This is a genomic window from Spirochaetia bacterium, from assembly GCA_022482625.1.
Lineage (GTDB): Bacteria > Spirochaetota > Spirochaetia > Sphaerochaetales > Sphaerochaetaceae > Pleomorphochaeta.
Genome location: JAKVOU010000001.1, coordinates 1,424,071 through 1,436,801, shown reverse-complemented (window position 1 = coordinate 1,436,801; position 12,731 = coordinate 1,424,071). Strand labels below are relative to the sequence as shown.

Annotated in this window: 12 protein-coding genes; 6 read left to right on the top strand and 6 right to left on the bottom strand. The window is 46.2% G+C overall.

The features are described from left to right. Positions 1-96: 96 nt before the first annotated feature. On the bottom strand, positions 97-1,203 hold the full coding sequence (locus tag LKE40_06555) for a BMP family ABC transporter substrate-binding protein (protein ID MCH3917109.1): 1,107 nt from the start codon (positions 1,201-1,203) through the stop codon (positions 97-99). Positions 1,204-1,819: 616 nt separating this feature from the next. Here LKE40_06555 and pyrB point away from each other — a divergent pair. The 5 genes from pyrB to LKE40_06530 are packed head-to-tail and all read left to right on the top strand — an operon-like array spanning position 1,820 to position 7,808. Then, positions 1,820-3,406, top strand: coding sequence for an aspartate carbamoyltransferase (gene pyrB / locus LKE40_06550; protein ID MCH3917108.1), 1,587 nt, complete (start codon positions 1,820-1,822; stop codon positions 3,404-3,406). A gap of 10 nt (positions 3,407-3,416) precedes the next feature. Then, on the top strand, positions 3,417-4,109 hold the full coding sequence (locus LKE40_06545) for an orotate phosphoribosyltransferase (protein ID MCH3917107.1): 693 nt from the start codon (positions 3,417-3,419) through the stop codon (positions 4,107-4,109). A 16-nt stretch (positions 4,110-4,125) separates the two neighbouring features. After that, a complete protein-coding gene (pyrF, locus tag LKE40_06540; protein ID MCH3917106.1) occupies positions 4,126-5,016 on the top strand; it encodes an orotidine-5'-phosphate decarboxylase in 891 nt (296 codons plus the stop codon). Beyond that, positions 5,017-6,735 carry a dihydroorotate dehydrogenase gene (locus LKE40_06535; GenBank protein ID MCH3917105.1) on the top strand — a complete coding sequence of 573 codons (1,719 nt, stop codon included), beginning with the start codon at positions 5,017-5,019 and terminating at the stop codon, positions 6,733-6,735. It abuts the gene before it with no gap. After that, positions 6,735-7,808, top strand: coding sequence for a dihydroorotase family protein (locus LKE40_06530; protein ID MCH3917104.1), 1,074 nt, complete (start codon positions 6,735-6,737; stop codon positions 7,806-7,808). The genes LKE40_06535 and LKE40_06530 overlap by 1 nt, the downstream gene beginning before the upstream one ends. On the opposite strand, the gene LKE40_06525 is transcribed toward LKE40_06530, so the two are convergent. The 4 genes from LKE40_06525 to LKE40_06510 form a co-directional block, all read right to left on the bottom strand. After that, positions 7,793-8,341 (bottom strand): HDIG domain-containing protein, encoded by a 549-nt coding sequence (locus LKE40_06525; GenBank protein ID MCH3917103.1) that lies wholly within the window; start codon positions 8,339-8,341, stop codon positions 7,793-7,795. The genes LKE40_06530 and LKE40_06525 overlap by 16 nt on opposite strands. Positions 8,342-8,450: 109 nt before the next feature. Continuing rightward, the gene (locus LKE40_06520) at positions 8,451-8,864 is read right to left on the bottom strand and encodes an FMN-binding protein (GenBank protein ID MCH3917102.1); all 414 of its coding nucleotides are present in this window, start codon (positions 8,862-8,864) and stop codon (positions 8,451-8,453) included. A gap of 151 nt (positions 8,865-9,015) precedes the next feature. Beyond that, the gene (locus LKE40_06515; GenBank protein MCH3917101.1) at positions 9,016-9,318 is read right to left on the bottom strand and encodes an NAD(P)H-dependent oxidoreductase; all 303 of its coding nucleotides are present in this window, start codon (positions 9,316-9,318) and stop codon (positions 9,016-9,018) included. 241 nt (positions 9,319-9,559) lie between these two features. After that, positions 9,560-9,955 carry a TetR/AcrR family transcriptional regulator gene (locus tag LKE40_06510; GenBank protein ID MCH3917100.1) on the bottom strand — a complete coding sequence of 132 codons (396 nt, stop codon included), beginning with the start codon at positions 9,953-9,955 and terminating at the stop codon, positions 9,560-9,562. Between the two features lie 381 nt (positions 9,956-10,336). Between LKE40_06510 and LKE40_06505 the strand changes: the two genes are divergently transcribed. Continuing rightward, positions 10,337-11,392, top strand: coding sequence for a magnesium transporter CorA family protein (locus LKE40_06505; protein ID MCH3917099.1), 1,056 nt, complete (start codon positions 10,337-10,339; stop codon positions 11,390-11,392). A 38-nt stretch (positions 11,393-11,430) separates the two neighbouring features. Here LKE40_06505 and LKE40_06500 read toward each other — a convergent pair whose 3' ends face one another. Continuing rightward, positions 11,431-12,726, bottom strand: a complete 1,296-nt coding sequence (locus LKE40_06500) for an ectonucleotide pyrophosphatase/phosphodiesterase (GenBank protein MCH3917098.1) — start codon at positions 12,724-12,726, stop codon at positions 11,431-11,433. Positions 12,727-12,731: the final 5 nt, after the last annotated feature.

Here is a 12,731-nt window from a genome sequence, read left to right as displayed (position 1 = left end):
GCTTGTCAGGCCGATTGATGCAAAATAGGGGCAGGGAATTCCCCACCCCTATTATCCAATAGGCTTTAGACCGGATGTGTCCGGTCTATCCCTAAATTATTTGACAGAGCCGATGACACCTTCCACAAACCAGTCGAGGCTGAGCATATCTGCATCAGACATCTTTTCACCGGCTTGCTGGCGGACCTTGCCCTGGTTGTCTTTGAGTTCACCCCAGAAGACATCAAAGGAATCATCAGCCATCTTGGCTTCCGTTGCTGCAACCTTATCCTGGAAATCTTTCGGTACCAACGGAGAAATCTCAGAAAGCTGGATCATCTTGTCATCCAAGCCACCCCAATAGGACTGACTCTTCCATGTTCCATCCATGGCAGCCTTGATTTCAGGAATTACGTAGTTGCCCCAGTTCCACATCGGGGAAACCAATACGTTGTCTGATTTGATGATGCTTCTGAAATCTGCATTGTAACCGATGGCATAGCAACCTCTCTCGATTGCAGCCTTTGCAGGTTCCGTGGTGTCCTGGTGCTGTGCAATTATATCGCAGCCCTGGTCAAGGAGAGAAACAGCACCCTGTCTTTCAAGAGCTGGATCAAACCATGTGTTTGTCCATACGACAGTCACTGTTGCTTTCGGGTTGATGGAACGTGCGCCGAGTGTGAAGGCATCGATACCACGCACAACTTCAGGAGTATTATAGGCACCGACATAGCCGATCTTTCCGCTCTTGCTCATTTTGCCGGCAATCATACCTGAGAGATAACGCATCTGATACATCCTGCCGAAGTAGTTTGACATATTTGCAGCAGTCTTGTAACCGGAACAGTGCTCGAAATAAACGTCAGGATGAGCCTGTGCTTCCTGAAGGACATAATCCATATAGTTATATGAAGTAGCAAAAATCATCTTGCAGCCTTCATCAATCATATCTTCCATGTAGCGTTCGCTGTCCTGGTTTTCAGGGACATTTTCAGCACGATAGACTTTAATCTTGTCTCCGAAATATTTTTCAGCAGCCTTTGTGCCTTGGTCGTGGGCATAGGAGTAGCCAAAGTCACCGGGAGCAGAAATATAAAGGAAACCTACCTTGAACGGCTCATTGGTTTTTGCTGGAGCGGTAGCCTGCGTTTCCGTTCCGCCTTGGGCAAACACGCTGGCTGTGACAAAAAGGGCAGACAGCAAGGCAACAGTGATTTTTTTCATTCTTTTTTCTCCTTGAAAAATGTGAATGCTGTGTGCAATGCACACTTGACCTTGCCATTATATTATGAGAACGAACCCATGTCAAAAGAAAATTGTTTATTTGATTATTTATTGATTTATAAAAATACTAAAATATAATTTATATAAACATAAATTCATTTAAATATTTTTAATTATAATTTCAGATAATGTAGTATAGAAAAGTTCCTAAAACATAGTAAATGCAAGATAGATATCAAATATGTGATAGTAATGGTGCAGATTTGACGTAAGTTTTCATTTTGAAAATCAAAATTGTCATGGTGTAAGGTAATTGATGTACGCTTTGCACGCATATGCCAAGAACTGTTACCTGATAGCATGGGTCACCCTATGTATTTGGATATTTGATTGAAAAAAGTCTCTTTTGATGCTTGAAGAAATATATGATTTGTTGCAAAATAGGCAGAAATGTAAATTGGGTAGTACCTAAAGGTGAGGAGGGCAGAAGTATGCAGATGAATTGGCGGGGCTGTACCCTATGCAGCAACAGACCGGGTTTATCACCTTTTTCCCTTTTCTTTCTTATTTGTTGAATCAGTCTTTTCCAAGGCTGATTTTTTTTTGGAGGAAGCGTATGCACAACGTATTCAAGTCCAGGTCTCTTACGGTAATCGATGACTTCACTATCGAAGAGAGAAAGTATCTGTTTTCCAAGGTCAGACAACTGAAACAGGCCGTCTTGAGCGGAGACAAGACTGAATTGGATGAGTTCAGGATCAATGATCCGGATTTCGGCATCTATGAAGTTTTTCTGGAAGACTCTACCCGTACAAAGGAATCCTTCAGGAATGCCGCGGAATTTCATCTTGTCAAGGTAAGTGAACTGCATAGTGAAAGTTCTTCCATCAACAAAGGGGAAAGTTTCAGCGATACCTTCAATACTTTGGCGGGCTACAGGAATTCCATCTTTGTCATCCGTAGCAAAGTCGAAGGCCTGTGCCGGCATCTGGAAGAAACCTGCGGAGCCTATGCAAGGCGTAACCATCTGTCCTATACACCGGCATTCATCAATGCGGGGGACGGCAGGCACGAACATCCTACCCAGGAACTGCTTGATGAGTTTACGTTCCTTGAAGACAATGAATGGAGTTATGACAGTATCCATCTGGCCATGGTCGGTGACCTTTTCCATGGAAGGACCGTACATTCCAAGGCCAATGGACTGAATATATTCAAGCATGTGAAAGTTGACTTGATTGCACCTGATGAACTTTCTATGCCTGCATCCTACCTGCAGACGATGAAGGACAACGGATTTGAAGTACGGACATTTCCTTCCATACGTGAATATCTTTCTGCACCTGATGTGGCCCATAAATGGTATTTTACCAGACCTCAGCTGGAAAGAATGGGTGAACAGATTCTCCAAAGGCAGGATGGACTGAGAAAGTCAATTACGTTCAGGGCTGAATTCTTACCTCTTTTGCCTGCTGACTGCAAGTTCTATCATCCGCTTCCTCGGCATAAGCTTACACCGACCATACCGACATTTCTTGATGATACCAGCCTGAATGCATGGGAAAGGGAATCTATCAACGGTATGTATGTAAGAATCGTGCTGCTGGGGCTGATCGGAGGGAAGATCGGTGCAGACTTCCTGCCGCAGGAAGAAAGCAAGCCAAGCTACAAGGACGAAGAGTATATTTTCAGGGTGCCGGATGCGGAATGCAACAAGAAGGCCAAGGTATACAGCGAAGGTGTACATCCGATAAAGGATGGTATTGTGATCGACCATATCTGCAAAGGTGATACACCGGCCGAAATCAGATCCCATATGGCATTGATGTCAAGGGTACTCGGTCTTGATGATGGCAAGGGCGGTGAATGGGTCAGCCAGGGGCACGACGGGTTATATAAAGGTATTCTGTTCCGGCCTGGTGACAAGACATTTTCCAGAAAGGAACTGAAACGGTTGGCTGCAGTTGCCCCTGGCTGTACGCTCAATATCATCCAGAATGGCAAGGTTGCTGAAAAGTACCGGACAAAGATGCCTCCTCGGATTTACAACTTTTCAGACTTGGCCTGCAAGAACGACGCCTGCATTTCCTCTCCTGCTGCAGGGGAGAATGTACCGGCAATGTTCTATCGTACAAGTGACAACAAATATGCATGTGCATATTGCGGAAAGACCCATTCCTTCAAGGAAATCTGGGGAAAATAGGAGACAGATCATGAACAGCAGTGACATCAGGGAGAACTATGGACGGAAACTGGCCGCTTTGGCATTTGAGCTGGGGGCCATCAAGCTAAGGCCTGATGATCCCTTTACCTGGGCCAGTGGGTACAGGATGCCGATTTACAATGACAACAGGCGGTTGCTTTCAAGACCGGAAGCGCGCAAATTGGTTTGCCAGGCTTTCCAGGCTATGCTTGAGGAGGTCGGTTTCAAACCCCAGAACATTGCAGGGACATCCACTGCAGGGATTCCCCATGCCACGACATTGGCAGATGCACTTGCACTGCCGCTTTCCTATGTAAGGAGCAGCAGCAAGAACCATGGCATGCAGCAGCAGATCGAAGGGCTCCTGGACAGCCACAGTTATGGAGGGGCCTCCGTCCTTTTGATAGAGGATCTCATTTCTACGGGAGGTTCATCTATAAAGGCTGTACAGGCAATTGTTGCTGCCGGCGGAGTATGTCCGTATACTTTTGCCATCTTTACGTATGGGCTTGACGCTTCAGCCAAGGCCTTTGATGATCTGGATCCTTCCTGTACTGCCCTTTCTATCCTTGACTATGATCTTATGGTACAATGTGCCTTGGAAAAAGAATACATCAGGGACAAGGGTGCGGAATTGCTGGTACAATGGAAAGGTGATCCGTTCGGATGGGGAGAAAAGAACGGTTTTATGCCACAGAAATGATTGACAGGAGAAAAAAATGAACTATCTGGAGCAATTGAAAGAAAGTGCCGGACAAGTAGGAAATATCGTCTGCATGGGATTGGATCCCAAGCCTGAACTTCTTCCTGATGCTGAAGGAAAGGAGCTGAGGGAACGTATGAATGATTTCTTCAGCAACCTGTTTCGCAGGATGTCATTGGGGGGCTTGTTCCCTGCAGCCTTCAAGCCGAACATCGGGTACTATCAGAGTCTGGACAAGCCTCGGGATGATGATTTTACAGGTTCACAATGTCTTTGCGATATCCTTGACATGCTGGACTCTTTTTTTCCGGGTGTTCCTGTAATCATGGATGCCAAGCGGGGTGACATTGCACGGAGCAGCCTCAACTATGCAAAGGAAGCCTTTGAAGCCTGGGGTACTGATGCAGTTACAGTTTCTCCTTACATGGGAACGGATTCAGTATCTCCGTTTTATTATCCTGACAAGGGTGTATATATCCTTGACCGTACGAGCAATCCTGGCGGTGCAGACCTGCAGGATCTTGTGGTGATGGATAAGGTTGATGCAAGTGATGTGTATCCGCTTTATATGGCCGTTGCCCATGCCATCGCAGGATGGGCAGATATCCACGAAGGAGTCGGTGCGGTCGTCGGAGCAACCAACATGGAGGAACTGGGACGGCTGGCTGCATATTATGCTGAGAGCGGCAGACAGATTCCTTTGTTGATTCCGGGCGTGGGTTCCCAGGGTGGCAGCGCAACAGAAGTCATGGCTGCACTTAAGAAAGCCGGCTATCCGATGCCGCTTGCAAGGATCAACAGCAGCAGTTCCCTGACCCATCCTTGGAAACATGGTGCTGCCCCTGATGATTGGCTTGACCTCTGTATTGCAAATCTGCGTGCATTGGTCGGGGAGGCGTCGCTCTAGATGGAAGGGAAAGAGTTCTTCAGCCTGCTCAGCGGCAATCATGCACGGGAGGCCCGTCAGCTTTATCTTGCAACTGTAAGTGGAGTTGCATCGACTACGCCACGGATGATCAGATACTTTGACCATAAGGTACCTGCGATTGATATCATTACGACAAAGAGCTTCCAAGTGAAGGAAAACCCTGGCAACCGGGAACCGATTATCTGTGAGACCAGTCTTGGAAACTTCGGTAATTCGGTCGGACTGAGAAATCCTGGGATGGATGCGGTCTATCCTGAATTGAAACAGGTAAAAGATGAAGGTCTACGGGCTTTCCTGAATGTCAGTGTTTCGGCAGATTGCCCTGAGGATTTTATAATCCTGGTCAAAAAATTCGATGCAATTGCTGATTCCATTGAACTGAACTTTTCTTGTCCGCATGCTGCAGCTGGCTATGGGGCTTCAATCGGCTGTGATGCCGGCATTGCAAGTTCATATGTACGGGAAATCAGGAAAGCTGTTCAAAGTCAGAAATCTTTGCTTTTTGTCAAGCTTACTCCTAATGTCGATGATATCGGCCTGATAGCAAAAGCCTGTATTGAAGCTGGTGCCGATGGTATCGTAGCCATCAATACGACTGGTCCTGCCTTACATGTGGATCGTGTTGCCAATGCCCCGATCCTTCAGAACTCTCTTGGTGGAAAAGGTGGGTGCAGTGGTAGCTGGGTCAAGGAACGGGCGCTGGCTTGTGTGGCTTCAATTCGAGAGGCTGTCGGTCCGACAGTGCCAATCATCGGCATGGGAGGGATTGCAACAGGAGCAGATTGTCGTAAGCTGATGGATGCCGGTGCTGATGCAGTAGGCATAGGTTCTGCCCTTGGAAGAGTAAATCAGAAGCTGTGGCCATCCTATCTTGTTGCCGTAAAGCATGATTTTGTCGATGCTGACAGCCATGCTGCAGATATGTTCCTTTCGACCCAACGTCAGATGGCATACAGCCGGATGCCGGTTACCAGCATAAATTTCCATGGCAATGATACCATCGTCCTTACCCTTGATGGAAAACTTCCTACCGAAGCTGGAGAATTTGCTTTCCTTTGGCTTCCTGGAGTGGGAGAGAAGCCTTTTTCTCTTGCCGGTGATGATCCTGTTACTTTCATTATCAAGAGACGGGGTACTTTTACTGCCGCTCTTTGGAATCTCCAAGTAGGAAGCGACCTGTATGTCCGTGGCGTCTATGGTGCTCCTTTGGTCAATGCCAAGACTGCCAGGGCAATCCTGATTGCCGGAGGTACAGGAATTGCGGTACTTCCTGCCTTGGCTAGGAAACTGCAAGGACAGAATACAAAAATGGATATATTGGTCGGAACAAGTGAAAGGGAGGATGAAAAACCTTTGCTTGCTGATGAACTTGCTGCATATGGTAATTTCACCTGTGTTGCCGATGATGGAATACCTGGCCGGGTCTTGTCTCTGATTCCATCTTTGCATATCGATGAAACGACTGCTTGCTATTTAGTCGGTCCTGAAAAGTTCATGGCCATTGCCGCCGACAAGCTGATTGCTGCCGGTGCTGATAAAAGACTCATGTATCTTTCCATGGAAAGAAATACCAGATGCGGGATAGGCATGTGTGGAGAGTGTGCCTGTGGTGATCGTCTTACCTGCCAGTGGGGGACGTTCATGGAATACGGGTATCTGGAACAGGAAATGCCTCAGTTGCTGGGAAGGAAGAAATAATGGTAGATCCTCATGTGCATCTTCGTGATTGGAATCAAAAAGACAAGGAAACGCTTGTCCATGGCCTTTCGGTTGCCTATGCATGTGGCATTGATGAAGTTTTTGATATGCCCAATACTGATCCGCCTTTGGTAAGCCGGGATGCCTTGCTTGACAGGCTTTCCGATGCCCAAGCTGCAATCAAGGACCTTGGAAAGGAAATTTCCTATCATGTCTGGGCAGGCTTGCAGGCCGACCATGACCAGATTGTCCAGATGGCCTATGCAGTGATGGAACTGTTCCCTCTGGTCGTCGGTCTGAAACTGTTTGCCGGAAACAGTACAGGAGGCATGGGGATCATAAAGGAAAAAGACCAGCGTATGGTCTTTGCTACCCTTGCCGAAGTCGGATATGAGGGTGTACTGGCTGTCCATTGTGAGAAGGAAGCTCTGCTGGACATGGCACGTTTCAATCCACAGGATCTTTCTTCCCAGAGTATTGCACGTCCTGCACAGGCTGAAATCGATTCCGTGAGTGACATGCTTCGCCTTGCTGCTGAGACCGGCTTCAGGGGGACGTTGCATATTTGCCATATTTCAACGGCGAAAGCACTTTCATTGGTTGCTGAAGCCAAGGAAAAGGGAATGCATGTGACCTGTGGGGCGACAACGCACCATGCGCTGCTGACCAGCTGTGATGCGTCTTCCCTTTCCTATGCCAGGATGAATCCTCCCCTGCGCAGTGCAGAAGACCGAAATGAGATTTTTGAAGGTCTGCTGGATGGCAGGATTGATTGGATTGAAAGTGACCATGCTCCCCATACATTGAAGGATAAGCAGAGGGGAGCTGCCGGAATTCCCGGCTTCAGCGGGACACTGTTGCTGCTGAAAGCCCTGTGGGAACATGGCTGCAGCAGGAAAAGGCTCATGGATCTTACCGGTCGGAATGTATATGCTGCCTTTGGCCTTGATGCCGAAGATGTGGATTTTACCCTTCCTGACAGAAAAAAGCTAAGCCTTTGGAGCATGGAAGCAGCAAAGGCTTATCCATATGATGGCTTTATTTCTCTGAGAAGTGACTATAACCCTATCTGAGGTGCTACAGAGGCCATTGCATCAATGGTAACCTGAATGATGTGTGACAGGTCCATTCCCAACATATCGGCACCATTTTTGATGAGGTCCCGGTTTACGCCGGCAGCGAATCCTTTACTGGCGAATTTTTTCTTTACGCTTTTGACAGTCATGCCTTCCATGTGGGTAGGTCTCATCAAAGCCGTTGCATTTACCAATCCGGTCAACTCATCAATGGTGTATAAGACTTTTTCCATCTTTTTTGTCGGTTCCACATCACTGCAGATGTTCCACCCATGGCTACATACAGCATGGATGAAATCTTCATCAGCTCCGACTTCTTTCAGCAGTTCAGGTGCTTTCTTGCAATGCTGTTCAGGCCACATGTCCCAGTCTATGTCATGCAGCAAGCCTACATTGCCCCAATAAGCTTCATCTTCTCCCAATTCCTTGGCAAAGGCTTTCATTGTTGCCTCGACGGCCATGCCATGGTGAATGAGGGCTTCATTCTTCGTGTATTTCTTCAATAATGCGAATGCTTCATCTCTTGTCATCGGTTCTGTCCTCCTCCATAGAAGTATATGCAGATTGAAACTCTTCGTATACCGTGACCGGCCTACTTTTTGCTGTCAGAAAATTAAGAAAATCTTGGTATGCAGCTGGTCATTTCGTCTCAAAATCGGAGGTCAATGCGTTTTCAATTGCTTTTTCTATCACTTCGCTTGAGTTCGTAGCACCGGAAATGGCATCGATGTCAATGCGCTGTTCACTGACAATCTTATCAGGGATGGTTTCTGCTGCAGTACCATGGCCATTCTTGTGTTTCAATAAGATGATATCAACGATTCTTCCATCCTGCATGGTAACCTGCACTTTCGCAGAGATCAGGTCGACATTGCATTCGCCGATATAAGTACCATTTGGGATAGCTGGGATATTGACGTCCGAAATGGAAATTTCAGCTACTGCCTTCCTGTAAGCTGCTATCTTATGGGTATAGTGGAAGCCATATAGGCAAGATGATAGCAGTAAGAGCCCGATGACCAGATACCAATAGGTATGTTTGCTCAGTTTCATTTCCAATACCTCTCGATTTTTTGAACAATACCAGGAGAGAGCCCTGTTTTCTTACTCATACCGTCAGCGCTGATCCTGCCAAGCGCTTGCATGCCCGTCTGTCGGAAGAATGTTTCCATTGCATGAGGTCAGCAAAAGATATTTTTGTTTTTTACGATAGCCGGGACATTGCCCCGGTACGTAGGAGCTGAAAGTACTGCAACATTGATAATAGGTCGGCAATCTGATGGATATCATCATCCTGTACACAGCTGTCAGCCTTGAGACAAGTACGGCAACCAAGGCAGTTTATTTTGCAGTCATATAGATGGATTTCATCGATGTGCCATCCTCTTGCTTTTGCAGCGGAGACTGCACAGTCAAGCATCAATGTACTGGTACCGGTTGCATGAGGACTTCCTGATATTGCCAGAAGCCGTAGTGCCGGTAAACCTTTGTTCTTTTCATTTGCCATCGGAACTATCCTGCCTGATTGAGTTGTACAACGTTTCAAAACTTTCCTTAAGGAATTCGAGCCTGGTCATTTTCATGACTTTTGCAATGTATTCTTTTTTCTCGGTTGACATCCTTATGACGCTGGATAAGCTTGCCCAAAATAAGAAGACTGTCGGTAATATATGGAGGCTGCTGTGCAGGTTACCATTTCTGATACCTGTTTCAAGCAGGGAAACAATCTCTTTGTTGATTTGTTCTCCTTATTCGAATATTTTTCTCTCGGTTTCGGTGCAATTTTCAAAATGCTTGGTGATGCCTGCCTGGAGGATGGTGAAATAAAAGGGAAACTGTTCTTGGTATCGTACCAGTTCTGTACAAAGTGCCATATATTGTGCCTCTGTTCCTGTACATGATGCAATGACCGTGCAGATACGCGTGTGCAGCATGGTCATACCTCTTAGTGCCAGTACATGTACGATATCCTGCTTGTTTTTGAAATATACATATAGCGTTGCTTTGCTGTAGCCAGCTTCTGCAGCAACTTCATCCATTGTGGTTCCCTCGATTCCTTTTACTCTGAACAGTTTTTCTGCCGATGAAGCAATTTTGTTGCGATGTACTTCGACCGGTTCCTTTTTCCTTCTTCCCTTTGTCAATCCTTAATTAATTAAACTTATAGTTTAATTAAGTGGTAAGAAATTCCATTTCCGATGTCAATTACATTGGCAAATTGGCACCTAATTTCCTGTATAGTAAGCACTTTTGCATCAAATTCCAATATGTTCAGAAAATTGCTTTTTTCTTTCCTTCTTGCCTTTCTTTTGATTTCCACTTGTGTTAGGATAATGGTGAATTTTCAATCACAGAGGAGGAGAATGTATGTCATTGCCGGACGATAGTGGTAAACCTCTGCCTGCTTCAATAACAATATCAAGAACGATGAGCATCCTTTCTTCTTCAGGAGAGGCCTTGTAGTCTGTTTCAGGGTCCTTCAGTTGTCCATAAGCAGGATTTGCTCTTCGAGGGAGGACAGCTAGATGATTACAATCAGGAATAATGTCGTTTCGCCGATTCCGGGAGATATGTCCCAGAATGTAGCGTATACATGGGTTGACGCCCGTGACATCAACAGGGATGATATAGCCCGTCTGGAAGAAGAATTTGCCATTGACAGTGAATTACTTGCAGACATACTTGATCCCGACGAACAGGCCCGTATCGAAAAGGAAGATGAATATACTTCCTTGATTGTCCGACTTCCTGCCAAGGATGATGACTGCGAAGGGTTGCATCAATATTCCATTCCTTTAGGTATCGTGCTTTATGAAAATATGGTAATTACCATTTGTCAGAGTGATTCCGTTGTTTTGGAGGATTTTGCAAAAAGACGTTTCCGCCAATATCCCATAGCAACAAAGGAAGGTTTCGTCATTTCAATCATGGGAAGGGCTGCCATGGTCTACATCAGACTCCTGAAGTACATCAACCGACAGCGCAATCAGGTGGAGGAAAGGCTTTCCGGTGTCGTCATGAACCGGGAGTTACTGCAACTGCAGCAGATCCAAAAAAGCCTCGTGTTCTTTACGACCAGCCTTACCACGAATGAAATGCTTTTGGAAAAATTGCAGAAATATCCTTTCTTTAAACTCTCAGGTGAAGAGGAAAAAGATTTTCTTGAAGATACCATTACCGATACCAAACAGGCAATTTCGATGGCAAGTATCTATACTGATTTGCTTCGTGGTACCATGGAAGTCTTTGGTTCTGTGATCAGCAACAATATGAATATGATAATGAAACGGTTGACCATCATTTCAATTGCCTTGATGTTTCCGACATTCATTACCAGTTTCTATGGTATGAATGTCAAATTACCATTCAGCGGATTGTCCAGGATTTGGATATGGTTGTTGATTGCTTGTATTTTTTCAGCTGGATTCGGGTCTGTTTTCCTTTCTGACAAAAGAAGTGACAGAGCTTTGCGAAAAGCAAATTCACTGGAAGATCCCGTAAAGCTCCAAAGGAAACGTCCCATGAAGGTCTTTCCTTCGAACAAGCGGAAGAGAGAGAAAAGCAGGAGCCAAAATATCTGACCGACAGTATTGCCTGACGGTCAGCCCGTTGCTTTTTTCTACCGTAATATTTCCATGATCGGATGTCCGTCCGTAGCTCCTAGGTCGATGCCAAGTAACTTTGCATATGTAGGAGCTTCATTTACGATGTGATTGCCTTCTAGGGTCGTTTTGGTTCTGATATCCGGCCCTTTTGCTACCAAAATCGGCTGTGGTCCTTTTTGCGGCAGGTAACCGTGGGTTGCCCGGCCGAAACGGTAGTCACTGTTATCCTGCTCTCTGACCAAAGGACGGGTCAGATAGTCTGCAAAGGCAGTGTACCCGTCCGTTTCGATGACGAAAGAAAAATCTCCTCCGTATCGCTCTTCTTTTCGGCATGTTTCTTCGGTAAAGATCTTGGAAAAACCATAGACTTCCCTTTCCAAAAGCTGTTCAAGGAATTCCTGTACTTTTTCCCGTAAGGTATGATCATGCTTGTCTTTGAGGAAGACGACTGCAGACATGCCGTTTGAGACACTGTAGGCAGTCCAATCTGCAAGTTTTCCATCTGCTGTCAGTCTGATGAATCCATGTTCTGCAAAGAGGACATTGAGGCTGATAGTCCTTCGTACGTCCATCTGTCCATGGTCACTTACCAGAAAGATGTCGGTATCATTGAAGGTCCCGGCTTGTTCTGCTGCATGGCAGATTTTGCCAAGCCACCGGTCAACAGATTCTATGGCTGGTTTAAGATGGCTTCCGAAGACACCTTTTGCGTGTCGCACTGCATCTATGTTTGCAGGATGGACCATCAGCAGATCCGGTTGAAATTCACGTATGATGTCTGCTGCACAGGCGATGCCGAATTCATCTCTCTGCGGATGGCAACGTTCTACACCTTTGAAAAGGTACTCATGTTTCTTGATGATCTCCAGTACCTGTGGGGAGGTGCCGCTTTGAACGAATGCCTCATTTGTTGTTTCGTGTTCATTTTGTGCCCAGTAGTCTGCAATATGGTAATCTATTGCAGGGTTGCCTGCCGTTACCGGCCACAGGACTGCAGCTGTGGATCTGCCTGCTGATTTTGCTACACGGAAAATATCAGTACAGTTGAGGAAACGATAGTCACATTGCCATGGTACCGGTTCTTTATCTGAAGGAAACTGGAAGTTGGAGAAAATGCCGTGCCGGTCAGGAAACATCCCTGTCATCATGGTTGCATGTGCAGGAAACGTCACCGAGGGATAGATCGAAGATACCTTGGTAATAGTGGACCCACCTGCAAGATACTTCTGATAGTTTGGCAATGTAGACATATATTCCAGGTCTTCCCCGACCATTGCGTCGGAAGAAATAACGATTACCTTGTTGCTCATATGCG